The sequence below is a fragment of the Rhodanobacteraceae bacterium genome (assembly GCA_016713135.1).
In the GTDB taxonomy this organism is placed as follows: Bacteria; Pseudomonadota; Gammaproteobacteria; order Xanthomonadales; family SZUA-5; genus JADKFD01.
In genome coordinates this window covers 326,597-342,840 of sequence record JADJPR010000022.1, presented here as the reverse complement: position 1 = coordinate 342,840, position 16,244 = coordinate 326,597, and the positions used below count along the sequence as shown (strand labels likewise).

Below are 16,244 nucleotides of genomic sequence, written 5' to 3'. Positions count from 1 at the left end.
CCTTGCCGCCATCGCATCCGGGGCGGGCTGCGCATGCTGGCGTTTTCGACGGGGTTGGGCAATCGAAACGGAGACGCCCGGTGCCGCAGAAAGCCCGCAGCGGGGCTCACGGCCGGTTGCTTCCTGTGATGTTGCGCGCAACAGCTCGTCACAGCCCCCATTGCTGCAGCACCGTCGCCAGCTCGTAGCCGGTGTGGCGACGCACGCTGGCGATGGCGCCAGCCGGGTCGCCGGCGCCAGCCGCGAGCAGTTGCTGCAGCCGCGCCAGGTGCTTGGCTTCGGCGCCTTGCGGCGGCATCACCTTGAGTTGCTCAGCGAGCTTGGCCGAGGCCTGGCTGCAGCGGCGCCCGAGTGCGTCCAGTGCCGGGATGGGCGGCAGGGGCGTCGCTGGCAGCGCCGGCGGTTGGTGCCCGTCGCCACGCCAGGCGCGCGACCACAGCCAGCCCACGCCAGGTGCCGACGACGGCGGGTCGCCGGCCAACTGGCCGAGCTCGCCGCTGCTGGCGGCGGCTTCGGCGCGCAGGATCTGTGCGATCAGCTGCGGATCCTGTTGCCCCAGGTTGTCGAGGGCTGCCTCGTTGGCGCCGCGCGAGATCTGCAGTTCGTAACGCAGGCGCGCCGCGGCTGCGCGATCGCCGGCGGCCAGCGCCTGCGCCAGTTGCAGCTGTCGCCGCGCATTCAACTGTGCCGATTTCTGCGCGGCGCGCAAATAGGCCTGGATGACCAGCTTGCGCGATTCCTGCAGGAAGGCCGCCTGCTCGCGCGCCTTGGCCGCCGGGGAGGCACCGAAGGTGACCACGCCGGCCTGCTCGGGCAATTGATGTTTGCGCATGCCGGTGGCCTTCGCCAGCAGGGGTGCGCTGAGTGGCGCGCCATCCGTGCTCGCATTGGCCACCTCGACGATCTTGACCGTGCTCTTGCTGATCACGTGCAGGTCCACGTCGTCGGTGCGCCCGAGCCCGGCCTCGGTGCCTTTCTTGAGGTTCGAGATGACCGCGCCCTTCGGGTCAGCCACGCCGGCGGCGCCGCCGGTGGTGTAGTGCACCCCACCCGGCGTCGGGAACTTGTCGCTACCGGCGAAAGTGTCCAGGTGCACGCGGGCCATCCAGGCACCGCTGCCCGGCATGTCCTGCACCGCGGGCGGCAGTTTCCACACCGTGGTATCGGTATCCGTGATCACGTAGCGGTCGGCGTATTCCTCGACGTGATGACCGCGCTTGCGCATCGCATCGGCGAACCGGCGCGCGGAGCCGGGCGCGTATTCGGTCAGGTCGATATCGCTCTTGATCGATTGCGGCAGGCCGCCCGACATGTCGAGCTCGGCGTTGCTCTGGGCACGCTTGCGCGGTGCCTGGCCGGCGATCTGCGCGCGCAGTTCGGCCGCGGCGTTGTGCGCGCCAGCCGCCTCGAGTGCGTCGGCATGCTCGGCGATGCGCTGCTGGTAGTCCGCGTTGTGTTGTGCTGCGATTTGCTGCAGTTCCTGCTCCCAGGCAGCGCGGGCCTTGCGATATCCGGGGTGGTTGGTGTCGACGCTGCCGTCGGCGCGGCGCGCCTCGGGCGGGATCGTCGCTTCATGCCGGCGAGTCGCCTCGGCGCGCGCGGCATCGTAGCGCTGGCGCTGCAGCACGATCTTGTGGCGGCGCTCGATCTCGGCCTGCGCCGCGATGCGCTGCGGATCGTTCGCCGGCTTGCCCGCGTGCTGGCGTTCGAGCGCGGCAAGATCATCGGCGAGGCGCTGCTCGCCGGTCTTGAACGCCGCAAACTCGGGGCCCTGTCGCGGCTTGGCGCCTGCCCGCGGTTGCGGGATCGGCACGTCCGCCGGCAGCTTGCCGCCGTGCAGGTGGGCGGCCACGCGTCCGGTGACGACATTCATCACGAACATCGTCGCGGTGCTTTCTGCCGCGCCGGCCCAGCCGCGCCACTGGCCGGTGGCGGGGTCGCGCGCGAAGTAGCCTTGCCAGGCGCCCCACACCACATCGACCACCTGGCTGGCGCTGCGCACGCCGTTCTCTGCAGCCTGGCGCGCGCCGCCGTCGAAATAGCCGGTGCCCACACCATAACTGCCAACCAGCATGGCCCCGCCACCGCCAAGCATCGCGCCCAGGAACATCGCAGCGTCCGCGCCGGTGCGCGTCCACGCCGGGATCGTGTAACGCCAGTCGGCGCGCTCCTTCTCCGCCAGCGCAACGGCCTGCTCCCCCTCGAAATGCGCGCGCACGCTGGCGCCGATGCGCTGCATTGCCGGCATCGGGTCGGGCTGCGCGAGGGCCTCGCGCATCTGCTGCAGGGTGGCCGCGTGCAGGCGGCCGCCGTCGCTGGCCATCCGCGCCAGGCGCGGCAGCGCGGCCGCGACATGCAGCAGGCGCGTCAGTTGGGCGGATTCGTCGATGATGCGCTGGCGGAAGCGCTCGGTTTCGCGCCGGTCCCAGGCGCTCGGCGTGCGCGCGATCACGCCGGTCTGGAGGGTCGCGATGGCGTCCAGTTCGGCCTGGCGGTTCGCCTGCTGCTGCAACACGCGTTGTTCCAGTTGTGCGATCTGCTCGGTTTCGGCGGCAGTCGCCGGACGGTTGGCGACGCCGGCACGGACCGCGTCCAGCTCGCGCTGCCAGCTGGCTTCCAGCTGGCCCAACGCGTCAACCAGCGCGCGGCGTTGGGCGATGGCCTCGGCGATCGCAGCCTGCGGATCGGGGGGCGGCTCGCGTTGGCTTCCGGCCTGTCCCAGTTGTTCGGGATTGGCCAGCGCAGTCGAATCGCTGGCGTCGCGCAGGCGGTAGCGGTAGAAGAAGCGCGCGGTGGAATCGATGTCGACCACGATCAGCAGGCTGGGCTGAGGCGTGCGCCCGGCAACCGACGCCGCCCGCAGCGGCCCCTCCGGGGCGGCCAGCGCGGCCGCATTCCGCACGGCGTGGGTGCCGTTGCGCTGGCGGATCTCGATGCCATCGCCGTAGACGCCGAGGCGGTTCTGGCACACGGCACCATAGCGCTCGGTATTCGTCGACGGATCTTCGCGGAAATTGACCAGCGCCGGAACACAGGCGTCGTCGCGCAGCAACTTGTACGCGACCACGATGTAGCCCCGGCGGTCGAGATCGCCGCGACTGCCCGCATCGCGGATGCGGATCTCGCCACTGATGGCCTCGTCGAGCGCGAACATCGGTGGCACGTCCCAGTCGATCGCCACGCTGACACGGCCGATCTCCACCGCGACCGGATCGGGCGCCCGCGCGGCGCCCGACTCCACCTGGGGCGTACGCATCTCGATCCGCGCCGAGCTGGCGGTGACTGCGCGATCCCCGCGCACGGTGACTTCGGTCCGCTCCGGATCGCGGCTCGCCGGCGCCAGCGCGTGCCAGGTCTCGCTGAGCACGTAGACGCCGTTCGCCGGCTGCAGCGCTGCGCGCGCTTGCTGGTGGCGGCGCCGCGCGGCGCAACGTTCGGCCAGGGGATTCGGCGCATCGCCGAGGTCGCGCATCTGCCGCTGCACGCCGTACAGCGCCATCTCATGCTCACGCGCCTGCTGCACCTGCATGAAACCGAGATCGAGCGCATCGCGTACGCCAGCCTCATCGCCCAGCGCCGCAGCCACGCCGGCCGCCAACAGTGCATCCTGCTGGGCGACATCGACCGCGGCAATCGCCGCGCGCAGGCGCAGGTACTCGTCCATCAGCGGCAGGAAGGCAGCGAAATAGCGCTGGTCGGCTGCGTTCGGGTAGTCGTGGAACGGCGCCCACAAGGCCTCGAAGCGGGTTTGCTGCGTTGCGGTCATCGGCGCGTACAGCTGCGCGATGGCGGCCTGCACGCGACTCACCAGCGCGCGGTACTCGGCGTCGGTGAACGCGTTGTCGGCCGCGGTCGGCGGGGAGCTGGACGCCTTCGCGCCTCCCCAGGGCGCGCCCGCCATGCTCCAGTACTCGATGTTGCAGGCCTGCTGGCTGGCGAAGCGCGGCGCCGGCAGATTGACGGCGCTGGGCCGGGGCAGGGGCGGCAGCGCAATCGGCGGAAGCCCGCTCGCGCCCGATGTCGCTGCCTGCGCAGGCGTGTTGCCGACCGACGCTGGCACCGTTGCGGGCGCGGGCGGCGGGGGAGGAGCGGACACGACAGCGGGACGCGTCGGCGCAGCTGGCGGTTCCGCCGGTGGCGACGGGCGCGCGCCGGCGATGCCAAGTTTGCGCTCGACGTCGGCCAACAGTTCCGTGGCGTCGGCGTGCGCCGGCTCGATCGCCAGCAGGGCCAGGCAATCGGCGCGGGCTGCGGCGAACCGGTTGCGCCGGAAGTGGGCAGTGGCGCGGCGGAACAAGGCGTCGCGGTGTCCGGGGTCGATGGCGAGGGCACGGTCGAAGTCGGCGACCGCCTTCGCATCCTTGCCATCGATGGCATACCAATGGCCGCGGGCCGTGTAGGCATCGGCACTGCGCGGATCAGTCTCCAACGCGCGCTCGAAGTCAGCCAGGGCGGAGTCCCATTGCAGCAATTCCTGCTTTGCCGCGCCGCGCAGCAGCAGCACCGGGACCGAGTCGGGTAGTGGCTTCAGGACCGCCAGTGCCGATCCGGCGTCACCGCGGGCCAGGTGCTGCGCCGCCTCGGCCACCGCCGATTCCTGCGCGGTGGAAGCGGGCACGGCAGTGACAGGCTCTGCGCACAGTGCGTTCAGCAGCAGCGCCGCTGCCAGGAAAATCGCGTGTTGCACCACGATCAGACTCCCGAAAGCCGGGGGATATTCCTAGCCCGGATGTTTCATGAAGTCGCGAGGAAATGGATCGACTTCTATGTTGTGACACGGGAATCGCCGTGTTTTGCGCGCTCTCGGACCGGACGCACCATTTCCTCGCTCACGCAGCCCTCGCTCGTTCTTTGCGCCGGTCTCTTCGTTGCTCGTCGTCGCAATGGAACAACCATTCCTCCTCCTCGCGCCTCGATCCCGGCGCAAAGCCCTTCGCGATCATCCGCGTGCCTTCATGAAACATCCGGGCTAGCTTGGTCGCGCCAGTGGCCAGGATCTTGACCGCCGTCAATTCAGCGCCGGGTGTGTTCCGTACCAGCCTGGTGGCCGCCCAGATGGACATGCGCATCGGCTGTCGGATGCGCGCGACATCCGACGACATCTGAGCTCCATCAGCGCTTGCGCCACTCCATCACGAGGAAATTCGGCGCGCGGCGGTAGCGTTCGGCCTTGTCGTCGTCCACGCCGTAGGGTGCGGGTTCGTCGAAGTAGACCAGGTCGAATCCTGCATCGAGCAAGCCCTGCATGTAGTGGTGCATCGGCCGGTGCCAGTTGACGATGCGGATGCCGCGCCAGGCGGTCTCGACTGGCCGCACGCACAGGTAGTGGTCGATGCAGAAGCGGCGGCTGCCGTCGGGCTCGTGGGTCCAGCCAAGCGGAATGGCAGCGGTGTTGAAGCTCTGCAGGTTGGCGATCAGGAAGCTCCCGCCGGGCCGCAGCACGCGGTGCGCTTCGGCCAGGGCTGGCTTGAGTCTGCCGATGTCGATCAGCGACAAGTAGGCAACCGCCAGGTCCACGCTGGCATCCTTCAGGCTCAGGGACTCGGCGGGCTCGACGCGGTAGTCGCCGTCCGGATCACGCAATCGGGCGGTGGCGATCAGTTCCTCGGTCGGGTCGATGCCGATGCACGCGATGCCTTCTGCCGCCAGCATGCGGCAGAAGCGTCCTTCGCCGCAGCCGATGTCGAGCGCTTCGCGGAAGCCGCGGCCGCGCACGCGCGCCAACATCGGGGCATCCAGCACATGCCGCCGGCCCCAGTCGCCGTCGTCGCCGATGACTTCGATCCATGCGCGCGCAGAGGCGTCCCAGCCGTTATCCATGGCGTTGTCTCGTTCCGGGGCGATGACGATACACATTCGCCCCCGGCAGGCGTATCGCGAGATCATCGCAAGTCGGCCGCCCACGTCTGGCCGCGCTTGACCGGCGTTGGGCTGCGTGCGCTGGTCGAACGACGCTCCGCAGATCGACTGGCCGGGGCAGAAGCTCAACCAGGCGACACTGACCCTGCGTACGCGGGTCTATCGCAACAATGTGGACAGCCCCTGGCGCGATCCGATCACGCCGGAGCAGGTGGATGCGATCATCCACTCCGGCGAAGCCCGGACGCCGCAGGAGCTGTCGGAGCTTTCGCGCACTTTCCAGTGAGGAATCCACTGCATGTCGATTGCGATGACCGAATTCGCCCGCGCCCGATTGTTCCCGCGCGACCGGCGCATCACGGCCATCCAGGACTGCAGCGCCGAGGAGTTCGTCGACCAGCTCAACGCGCGCGCGCCGGAACGCGTGATCTCCGGCTATGCGCCGTTCTGCGTGCTGCATGCGCATCGCAACTGGACATCGACGCGCTGTTCGGTGATCGCCATCACGGACGAGAACCGCCACCGGCTGCGCAGTGGCTACGAGGCGCGTACGCGCGAGGAATTGCCGGTGCTGGTGCGCTGGTTCGAGGGCCTGGAGCCGCCGGTGGCGGCGTACTTGCTGCCGATTCTCTACAGCCGCGCGCAGTTGGCGAAGGAAGGCACGCCAATCGATGCCGACTGGGGCATCGTCGGTTGCCTCTACACGATGGCGCCTGACGAGATCCCGATGGTGCCGATCACAATGATGCGCAATGCGCTGGGTGTGGCCGAAGGCGGTTCGGGCGTGGCGCTGGACCGCGAAGCCTACCGGCGCAGCGTGGCCTTCTGGGAGGCGCACGCCAACTGGCGGCCTTGAGCGACTCTCCTCGCGGTGATCGTTCCCTCGTTGGCGATCGGCGCGGTGAATGCTGGAACGAACTGGACCCGAACTTCGGCTTGCCGCGGGTCGAGTCGCGTAGCCCGCGCGTTTACCGGGCGCTTGCGGCAAGTACCCGGTGAGCGGCTGGCGCCGCACATCGGGCTACGCTCGGTTCCCAAGGTACTGAGTTTCGATCTGCACACGGCGACTCAGCCGGATGTCGCTGCGGAATTCGCGCCGCGCCCCCGTTACGGGATCGTCGAAGGCCAGACTTTCAGCCAGCAGTTGCAGCGGCCGCGAGTAATCATCCGGGCCGCTCGGCTGCGCCACCGGGTACCAGTCGTCGTTGACGATCGGCGCGCCGAGTGCGGACATCTGGGCGCGCAGCTGGTGCATCTGGCCGCTGCTGGGATACAAGGCGTAGCGCCACAGCGTCTCACCGCGCTCGATCACCTCGATGCGGGTGTGCGCGTTCGGCTCGCCCGGGACTTCCTCGCTGCGGAAGCCGTCGGCGTGGCGCTCCAGGCGTGAAGCGTAGTCGAGAGGAAACACTCGCTCCGGCAGCGGCGGCGCCCAGGCCTCGTAGCGCTTCTCGACCAGGCGGTCGCGAAACCGGTTCTGGTAAGCGCCGCGGGTGGCCGCATGACGCGCGAACAAGACCACGCCGGCGGTGGCGCGGTCCAGCCGGTGCAACGGCGACAGGTCGGCGCAACCGAGCCGCTGGCGCAGGCGCTCGACCAGGGTTTCCCGCAGGTATTTGCCCGCCGGATGCACCGGCAGGAAGTGCGGTTTGTCGACCGCGATGAGGTATTCGTCTTCGTGCAGGATCGCTTCGCGCACCGGAATCGGCGCTTCGGCGAAGGGCCGGTAGTAGTGCACCTCGAACGGCGCGCGGAAGGGCAGGTCGGCAGCCACCGGCTGGCCGTCCTCGCCGAACACATGCCGCTGGGCGAAGCGCTGCTCCAGTTCTTGGCGCGGCACCTCGGCATAGTGCGCGCACATCGCGTCGATCAACGAGCCCTCGAACGGCGCGGTCAGTACCTTGCGACAGGACAGGTATCCGGGCAGCGGCGGCAGGCGGAAGCGCGGCCGGTTCACCGGGTCATCGCCAGCGCCACCGCCTGCGCCACCTCGATGCCGTCGATGGCCGCCGAGTAGATGCCGCCGGCGTAACTGGCGCCTTCGCCGGCCGGGTACAGGCCCGGCGTGTTGACGCTCTGGTAGTGCTCGCCGCGCTGGATGCGGATGGGCGAGGAGGTGCGGGTCTCGACGCCGGTCAGCACCGCATCGCCGAGCGCGAAGCCCTTCAGCTGGCGGTCGAGCGCCGGGATCGCCTCGCGGATCGCCGCGATGGCGTAGCCGGGCAGGGCGGTCGCGAGATCGCAGGGCAGCACGCCGGGTTTGTAGGACGGCTCCACCCCGCCGAAGCCGCGCGAGGGGATCCCTTGGAGGAAGTCGGCGACCCGCTGGCCCGGCGCGATATAGCCGCCGCCGCCAAGCTCGAAGGCGTGCTTTTCGAGCCGACGCTGGAACTCGATGCCGGCCAACGGATCGCCGGGGTAGTCGGCCGGGCTGATCCCCACGACCAGGCCGGCATTCGCGTTGCGCTCGTTGCGCGAATACTGGCTCATGCCGTTGGTGACCACCTGGCCGGCCTCGGACGTGGCCGCCACCACAGTGCCCCCCGGGCACATGCAGAAACTGTAGACCGAGCGCCCGTTGCCGCAGTGATGCACCAGCTTGTAGTCGGCGGCGCCCAGCAGCGGATGCCCGGCGAATGCGCCGAAGCGCGCCTGGTCCACCAGCGATTGCGGATGCTCGATGCGGAAGCCGATCGAGAAAGGCTTGGCATCGATGTGCACACCGCGCGCGTACAGCATGCGGAAGGTGTCGCGCGCGCTGTGGCCGATGGCCAGCACGACGTGGCGGCATGCGAGTTCTTCGCCATCCGCCAGGCGCAAGCCTCGCACCGCGTGCGAATCGTCCAGCAGCAGGTCCTCGACGCGCGCCTCGAAGCGAATCTCGCCGCCGAGCGCGATGATCCCGGCGCGCATGCGCTCGACCATGCTGACCAGGCGGAAGGTGCCGATATGCGGCTTGCTCACGTACAGGATTTCGTCCGGCGCGCCAGCTTTGACGAATTCCTCCAGCACCTTGCGCCCGTAATGCTGCGGATCCTTGATCTGGCTGTAGAGCTTGCCGTCGGAGAATGTCCCGGCGCCGCCTTCGCCGAACTGGACATTGGACTCCGGGTCCAGTCGCTGCTGCCGCCACAGGCCCCAGGTGTCCTTGGTGCGCTGGCGCACCGCACGGCCGCGCTCGAGCACGATCGGCCGGAATCCGCTCTGCGCCAGGATCAGCGCCGCGAACAGGCCGCAGGGGCCAAAGCCGATGATCACCGGGCGTTCGCTCAGGCCGGGCGGCGCATGCGCGACAAAGCGGTAGCGCTGGTCCGGGCTGGCGACCAGGTGCGGCACGCCGCGTTGGAGCAGCGATGTTTCGGTCGCTGGCGCGAGTTCCACATCGACCGTGTAGATCAACAGGATCGCCGAGCGCTTGCGTGCGTCATAGCTGCGCTTGTAGACCTTGAAGCCGGCCAGTTGCGCGTCCGGCACGCCCAGGCGCTCGAGGATCGCCGCGCGCAGCGCCTCCGGCGGGTGGTCGAGCGGCAGCTTGATCTCGGTGAGGCGCAGCATGGTCGTGGTTCGGTCCCGGGCGGTCGCGGATGCTCGGGGAGCGGCGCCGCGGGCGCAAGTTCTCAGATGGCGCTGCCGGCAGCGTGTCCGGAGGCCCAGGCCCACTGGAAGTTGTAGCCGCCGAGGTGGCCGGTGACATCCAGCACCTCGCCGACGAAGTGCAGCCCGGTCACCTCCTTCGACATCATGGTGGACGACGATACCTGGTCGGTGTCGACGCCGCCGAGGGTGACCTCGGCGGTGCGATAGCCCTCGGTGCCGCTCGGGACCACCGGCCAGTCGGCCAGGCGCGCCGCCAATGCCGTCAGTTCCGGCTTGTTGAACTGGCGCAGCGGGCGTTCGTCCGCATACAACTCGGCGAAGCGCTGGGCGAAGCGCTTCGGCAGCGCCTCGGCGAGCGCGCCAGGCAGGCCCGCCGCCGGCCGCTGCTTCTGCGCGGCGAGCAGGTACTCGAGCGGATCCCGGCCCGGCAGCAAATCGATTCGCAATAGATCGCCGGGTTGCCAGTAGCTGGAGATCTGCAGGATCGCCGGGCCGCTCAGGCCGCGATGCGTCAGCAGCATGTCGTGCTCGAAGCGTGTGCGCCCGGCGCTGGCGCGCACCGGCAGCGACACGCCACTGAGCGGACTCCAATGCTCCAGGTGCGAGCCGGTCAGCGTCAAAGGCACCAGGCCCGCGCGTGTCGGCAGCACGCGGTGGCCGAACTGGCGCGCGAGGTCATAGCCGAAGCCGCTGGCGCCCATCGACGGGATCGACAGGCCTCCGGTGGCCACCACCAGCGACGGCGCGGTCACCGGGCCCAGGGTGCAGTCGACCCGGAATGCGTCGTCGACCCGGGCGACCGCGCTCACCGCACAGCCGGTTTCGATGCGCACACCGGCCTGCGCGCATTCGGTGAGCAGCATCGCGACGATCTGCTTCGACGAGTCGTTGCAGAACAGCTGGCCGAGTTCCTTCTCGTGGAAGCCGATGCCGTGGCGCTCGACCATCGAGATGAAATCCGCCGGCCGGTAGCGCGCTAGCGCCGACTTGCAGAAATGCGGATTGGCCGACAGGAAGTTCCCTGGCGCGGTGCCGACATTGGTGAAGTTGCAGCGCCCGCCGCCGGACATCAGGATCTTCTTGCCGACCCGGTTGGCGTGCTCGATCACCAGCGCCCGGCGCCCGCGCCGGCCGGCGGTCAGCGCGCACATCAGCCCGGCGGCGCCGCCGCCGAGGATGATCGCGTCGAATAGATGCGTCGTCATGGTCCAGATTCCAAATGCGTTGGATCCGCAAAGGACGCAAAGGACGCCAAGAAGAGCAATCTGCCGACTGGCCTGATTTTGCCCGCCGGTGCGCGCATTTTCCCTGCTCGTCTTTGCGTCCTTGGCGTCCTATGCCGACAAGAAAAACAGGCCGCGCGGCCCAAGGGGCGACTTCGCGTTGCGCTGCGCCCATGTTAACCGTGCAAGGCGCCCTTGACGCCGGCATGGCGCGGGTGCGTGCCAAAATAGTGATTTCGCGAAGAACATCTGGAGCCCGCCATGTTCCGTCCCACGCTGCTCACCGCCACGCTCTGCCTGGCGCTCAACGCCTGCAGTTTCGCCGATGCGCCGCCGGCTTCCCCCGCGCCATTCAAGGTCGAGGAAGTGGCGACGTTCGACGAGCCCTGGGCGATGGCCTTCCTGCCGGACGGGCGCTTGCTGGTGACCGAGAAGCAGGGCCGGCTCAAGCTGCACGCCATCGGTGGCGCGACTGGCGACATCAGTGGCGTGCCCAAGGTGGCCTATGGCGGCCAGGGTGGCTTCGGCGACGTCGTCCTGCACCCGAAATTCGCGGAAAACAAGTGGGTTTACCTGAGCTATGCGGAGGCGGGCGAAGACGGCAAGATCGGTGCTGCAGTGGCACGCGCGAAGTTGGCGCTGGACGATGCCGGCGGCGGCGCGCTCACCGATTTGGCGGTGATCTGGCGCCAGTCGCCAAAAATGAGCGGACGCGGTCATTTCGGCCACCGCATCGCCTTGAGCCCGGATGGCCACCTCTACATCAGTTCCGGCGATCGCCAGCATTTCGACCCGGCGCAGGACATGAGCGGCAATCTGGGCAAGATGGTGCGCCTGAACGATGACGGCAGCGTGCCCGGCGACAATCCCTTCAGCGACAAGGGCGGCGTGACCGCGCAGATCTGGGCGCTCGGATTGCGCAATCCGCTGGGTATCGCCTTCGATGCACAGGGGCGCTTGTGGGAGATCGAGCACGGTCCTGCCGGTGGCGACGAGTTCAACCTGATCGAGCGCGGATCGAACTACGGCTGGCCGGTGGTCTCCAACGGCAGCCACTATGACGGCCGCGACATTCCCGACCACGACACCCGTCCGGAATTCAACGCGCCGGAGATCAGCTGGACCCCGGTGATCGCGCCCGGCGATTTCATTTTCTACCGCGGCGAGATGTTCGCCGACTGGACGGGCGATGCGCTGATCGCTGGGATGGGCTCCAAGGCGCTGGTGCGCGTCGAGATCGACGGCACGAGCGCACGCGAGGCGGCGCGCTACGCCATGGGCGAGCGCATCCGCGAAGTGGAGCAGGGGCCGGATGGAGCGATCTGGTTGCTGGAGGATGGTGGCGGCGCACGCCTGCTGAAGCTGACACCGGAAGGCTGACCCGCGCCTTCCGTCACTGCCATGCTCGTGGGACGCCGACTATGCTCGGCGTCCCTCCTTGCTTGCGACCACCATGCACGAACCGCCGGTCTCTCATGAGCGCGTGCTGGCGCGCGACGTCCTGGTGCTGCAACTGAAACTGCTCATCGAAGCGGCGCGCGACCTGGCGCTCAGTCCGCTGTCTCTAGCCGCCGCCCTGCTCGATGCGGCGCTGAGCAAGCGCCAGGAGCCGCGCTACTTTCGCGCCGTGCTCGATTTCGGGCGCCGCAGCGATGAATGGATCGACTTGTGGGCAGCCGCCCGCGGCCCGTCGAGCCAGGCTCACGGGCCGGTCGACAGCGTGTTGAACAACGTCGAGGAAGTGCTGCGCGACCCGCAGGCTGGAGCCCGCCGGGCGAAGGTGCTGAAGCGCTGGGCCGAACGCCAGATGTCGCGCGCGCGGCGCAACGTGGACCAGCGGCTGCCGCCACCGCGCTGAGGCGGTGGCGGCATGCGCGAACTCAGTGGACGTCCTCGAACTTGCCGTAGCCCTTCAGTTGCTCGACCACCGCCTCGTCGCCAACGACAACGATGGACTGCGCATCAGGCTTGAAGTACTTGGTGCCCATCGCCTGGACCTGCTCGGCACTGACCTCGCGCACCTTGGGCACGAACTCGCCGAGGAACTCCGGCGGCAAGCCGATAAGCCAGTTGCCGGCCAGCGTTCCGGCGACTGCGCCCTGCAACTGGTTGCTGATCAAGTAGCCGCCGGCGACGTAGCGCTTGTTCATGTCGAGTTCTTCGGCACTGACCGCTTCCTCGCCGATGCGCTTGTACTCAGCGAAGAACTCGCCGACGGCCTTTCCGGTGACTTCGTTGCGCACGTCGGAACTGGCGATCAGGGAGCCGCCGGATGCATTGGCGCCGAAGCCCACGCCCGCGCCATAGGTGTAGCCCTTGTCTTCGCGCAGGTTCTGCATCAGGCGGCTGCTGAATCCACCGCCGAGGATGGTGGTGGTCAGGCGCAGCGGGATGTAGTCCGCATGGGTGGCCGGGATCGCCGGGCGGCCGATGCGCACGCTGGACTGCACACTGCCTTCGCGCGGCAGGTGGACGAAGCTCGGTTCGGCCTCGGTACGCGCAGCTGGCGCGGCCTTGGGCGCGTCGCCGCTGGCCTTCCAGTCACCAAGGGCAGACTCTGCCAGTTTGAACGCGGCCTCGGCCTCGATGCGTCCGGTCACCACCAGCAGCGCCTGGTCCGGGCGGATACGCTCGGCATAGGCCTGCTGCAGCTTCTCGCGGGTGACCGCGTTGATCGCTTCCTCGGTGGCCTGCGTGCGTGCATACGGGTGGTCGCCATAGACCGCCTTGGAGATCGCGCGCGAGGCGCGGAATCCGGGCTGCGCCTCGGCGGCCTTGAGACCCTGCAGCGCATTCGCCTTGGCCAAAGCTACTTCCTTTTCCGGGAAGTTCGGCGTGCGCGCGATCTGCGCCAGCAGCTGCATCATCGCCTCGGCCTTCGAGGCAGTGGCATTGGCGTACAGGGTCAGGCCGTCGTTGCCGGCGCCGGCGCCCACGCTGCCGCCATAGCTCTGCGCGGTCTCGGCGATCGCCTTGGAATCGCGCTTCTCGGTGCCCTCGCTGAGCATGCTCGCAAGGGTAGACGCAAAGCCCGGCATGTCCGCCGGATCCGCCGCGAGGCCCGCGCCCTTGAACGCCAGCACGTAATCGACGCGCGGCACGCCATCGCGCGGCAGCACCCACACGGTGAGGCCGTTTTCCAGCGTCTTCTTGGCGATCTCCGGTACCGGCAGCGGCTTGTCCGGCGCATACGCTGGCAGGTCCTTGGGCATGGCGAAGGTGTCGGCATAGGCGACCGGGGCGAGCAGCGCGGCGATCAGCGCAGCGATCAGAGTCTTGTTCATGGTTCTCAGCCCTCGTTCTTGCTGGCGGCAGCGTCGGCCAGCATGGCCTTCGGCTTGCGATCGATGACGGTGCGGTTCTCGGCGGTCAGGTACTTCTTCGCGACACGTTTCAAGTCGTCGGAGGTCACGCCTTCGATCCAGCCCGGCACCTGGTTGATGACCTTCGCGTCGCCCCACAGCGCCTGGAAGATCGCCAGGTTGTCGGCGCGGCTCAGCAGGCTCTCGTTGCCGTTGTTCCAGTCCGCGAGCATTCCGGTCTTGACCCGCGCGAGCTCCTCGTCGGAGACCCCTTCGGCGACGATCTTCGCGATCTGCGCGTCCATCTCCGCGATCAGCTGCTCGCTGGTGACGTTCGGCTTGTACAGCGCGAACAGCGTCAACAGGGTCGGGCCGTCGAACTCGAAGGGGCTGGTAAGGCCGAACAGGAAATCGATGTTCAGGGCCATTTCCTTGCCCTTCACCAGACCCTGGTACATGCGCGAGGCATCGCCGCCGGCGAGCACTTCGGCGAGCACCGCGAACGGCGCCTGGTCCGGGCTGCCGCGCTCGGCGATTTTCCACGCAACGGCCACCGCCGGCACCTGGGCCAGGTCGTCAGCCTGGGTGATGCGTTTTTCCTTGGTGTTCAACGGCTCGCTCACATCCGGGGGCGGCGGCGTCTCGCGGCGCTCGATCTTGCCGAAGTACTTCTCGGCCAGCTTGAAGCCTTCCTCGGCGCTGATGTCGCCGGCCATCGCGATCACGGCGTTGTTCGGGCCGTAATAGTCGCGGTGGAAGGCGCGCACGTCGTCCAGGCTGGCGTTGTCCAGGTCGACGAAGCTGCCGTAACCGTCGTGGTTGTTCTCCCACTTCTGGAAGGCGTGCTGCGAGATGTCGATCCACATGAAGCCGCCGTAGGGCTGGTTCTTCACGTTGACGCGGATCTCTTCCTTGACCACGTCCTGCTGGTTCTTCAGGGTCTTCTCGTTGAAGTCCAGGGTAGTCATGCGGTCCGCCTCCAGCCACAGGATGGGCTCCAGCGCGGAGGCCGGTGCCACTTCGATGTAGTTGGTGTAGTCCGGCCGGGTGGAGCCGTTGTTGCGGCCGCCGCCGCCGGTGATGACCTTGTCGAAGGTGCCTTCCGGCGCGTTCGGCGTGCCCTCGAACATCAGGTGCTCGAACAGGTGCGCGAAACCGGTACGGTTCTTCGGCTCCAGCCGCATACCGACCTTGTAGACCACGCTGACGCCGACGACCGGCGCGCTGCGGTCCTCGAAACGACCACCGTCAGGCCATTGTCGAGGGTCCTGACCGCCACCGGGATCTCCCAGCGATCGGCATCCGCGGCGGCCGCGAACATCGGCAGGGAGAGGGTGAGGGCAAGCGACAGCAAGGTGCGCGGGCGTGCAGGCAGCATGGGCGGGCGTCCGACCTGAGTGTGAACAAGGGTCGCGAGGCTACGCCCGCCATCCCGCCCGTACAGGGGCGAAAGTCACTGTGGCGGCGATCAGTCCAGCGCCGGCCAGGCCGAGGCGTCCAGGGTTTCGCGATAGGCGTGCCAGGCCGCATAGGCCAGCCAGGGCATGATCACCACCAGGCCGAGGTAGGCGGTGACGAATCCAATCGCCGTCAGTAGCGCGATCAGCGCGCCCCACAGCAGCATGGTCCATTTGTTGCGCAGCACCGCGTTCACGCTGGACACGCAGGCGGTCACCATGTCGACATCACGATCGGCGATCATCGGCAGCGAGAATGCTGCAGTGGCGAAGGTGAACGAGGCGAAGATCGAGCCCACGGCCGAGCCGATCGCGAGGTATTCGATCAATGCCGGCCAGTCGTCTGCCTGCACCGGCACGAACACATTGATCATCATCCCGGCGCGCGACCACAGCAGCAGGATCACCAGCTGCGCCAGCGCGAACACGCCGGCCTGGCCGACCACACGCCGTGCGAGCACGAAAGACTTGTCGAGCGTGGGTCGACGGCCGGCCGCCAGTTCGCGGCTGACACAATAGAGCCCGACGCCGATCAGCGGCGCCACGAAAACGAAACCCGACACCAAGGTTGCCAGCAGCGCGAAGCGCCCGAGGTACCAGGCCAGCGCCGAGACGCCGATGCTGACCAGCAGGATCACCCCACCGAAAACCAGCGACAGCCCCGGCGCGGCGCGCAAATCCTGCCAGCCCAGGCGCAGCCAGCGCCAGGGGGCTGCGGGCGTCAAGTCGGCGCAAGGAACGACGAAGGGACGCGTGTCCTCGGGTGCCGCATCGTTGCGATCAGCTGCCATCGTCCTCCCCCGCTG

The 16,244-nt window shown here is 68.4% G+C and carries 11 protein-coding genes and 1 pseudogene; 4 read left to right on the top strand and 8 right to left on the bottom strand.

Annotation, left to right across the window (positions count from 1 at the left end; genetic code table 11):
• Nucleotides 1-148 precede the first annotated feature (148 nt).
• The 3 genes from IPK27_19515 to IPK27_19505 form a co-directional block, all read right to left on the bottom strand.
• Nucleotides 149-4,690 (bottom strand): hypothetical protein, encoded by a 4,542-nt coding sequence (locus IPK27_19515; GenBank protein MBK8069726.1) that lies wholly within the window; start codon nt 4,688-4,690, stop codon nt 149-151.
• A gap of 139 nt (nt 4,691-4,829) precedes the next feature.
• Nucleotides 4,830-5,102, bottom strand: a complete 273-nt coding sequence (locus IPK27_19510) for a hypothetical protein (GenBank protein ID MBK8069725.1) — start codon at nt 5,100-5,102, stop codon at nt 4,830-4,832.
• Nucleotides 5,103-5,112: 10 nt separating this feature from the next.
• Nucleotides 5,113-5,820 (bottom strand): class I SAM-dependent methyltransferase, encoded by a 708-nt coding sequence (locus IPK27_19505; GenBank protein MBK8069724.1) that lies wholly within the window; start codon nt 5,818-5,820, stop codon nt 5,113-5,115.
• Nucleotides 5,821-5,935: 115 nt separating this feature from the next.
• Here IPK27_19505 and IPK27_19500 point away from each other — a divergent pair, with 115 nt between their 5' ends.
• Nucleotides 5,936-6,145, top strand: a complete 210-nt coding sequence (locus IPK27_19500; GenBank protein ID MBK8069723.1) for a hypothetical protein — start codon at nt 5,936-5,938, stop codon at nt 6,143-6,145.
• Between the two features lie 12 nt (nt 6,146-6,157).
• The gene (locus tag IPK27_19495) at nt 6,158-6,715 is read left to right on the top strand and encodes a DUF3228 family protein (protein MBK8069722.1); all 558 of its coding nucleotides are present in this window, start codon (nt 6,158-6,160) and stop codon (nt 6,713-6,715) included.
• A 165-nt stretch (nt 6,716-6,880) separates the two neighbouring features.
• Here the strand turns inward: IPK27_19495 and IPK27_19490 are convergent, their stop codons facing one another.
• Together IPK27_19490 and IPK27_19485 are read right to left on the bottom strand one after the other, a co-directional pair.
• A complete protein-coding gene (locus IPK27_19490; protein MBK8069721.1) occupies nt 6,881-8,650 on the bottom strand; it encodes a hypothetical protein in 1,770 nt (589 codons plus the stop codon).
• Nucleotides 8,651-9,476: 826 nt separating this feature from the next.
• Nucleotides 9,477-10,661 (bottom strand): NAD(P)/FAD-dependent oxidoreductase, encoded by a 1,185-nt coding sequence (locus tag IPK27_19485; GenBank protein MBK8069720.1) that lies wholly within the window; start codon nt 10,659-10,661, stop codon nt 9,477-9,479.
• A gap of 279 nt (nt 10,662-10,940) precedes the next feature.
• On the opposite strand from IPK27_19485, the gene IPK27_19480 reads away from it, so the two are divergent.
• Together IPK27_19480 and IPK27_19475 are read left to right on the top strand one after the other, a co-directional pair.
• A complete protein-coding gene (locus IPK27_19480) occupies nt 10,941-12,059 on the top strand; it encodes a PQQ-dependent sugar dehydrogenase (GenBank protein MBK8069719.1) in 1,119 nt (372 codons plus the stop codon).
• Between the two features lie 73 nt (nt 12,060-12,132).
• Nucleotides 12,133-12,537, top strand: coding sequence for a hypothetical protein (locus IPK27_19475; GenBank protein MBK8069718.1), 405 nt, complete (start codon nt 12,133-12,135; stop codon nt 12,535-12,537).
• A gap of 22 nt (nt 12,538-12,559) precedes the next feature.
• Here IPK27_19475 and IPK27_19470 read toward each other — a convergent pair whose 3' ends face one another.
• From IPK27_19470 to IPK27_19460, 3 genes and pseudogenes are all read right to left on the bottom strand, one after another.
• Nucleotides 12,560-13,963, bottom strand: a complete 1,404-nt coding sequence (locus IPK27_19470) for an insulinase family protein (GenBank protein ID MBK8069717.1) — start codon at nt 13,961-13,963, stop codon at nt 12,560-12,562.
• 5 nt (nt 13,964-13,968) lie between these two features.
• Nucleotides 13,969-15,359, bottom strand: a pseudogene (locus IPK27_19465) (insulinase family protein).
• Nucleotides 15,360-15,449: 90 nt separating this feature from the next.
• The gene (locus tag IPK27_19460) at nt 15,450-16,229 is read right to left on the bottom strand and encodes a DUF2189 domain-containing protein (protein MBK8069716.1); all 780 of its coding nucleotides are present in this window, start codon (nt 16,227-16,229) and stop codon (nt 15,450-15,452) included.
• Between the last annotated feature and the right edge of the window lie 15 nt (nt 16,230-16,244).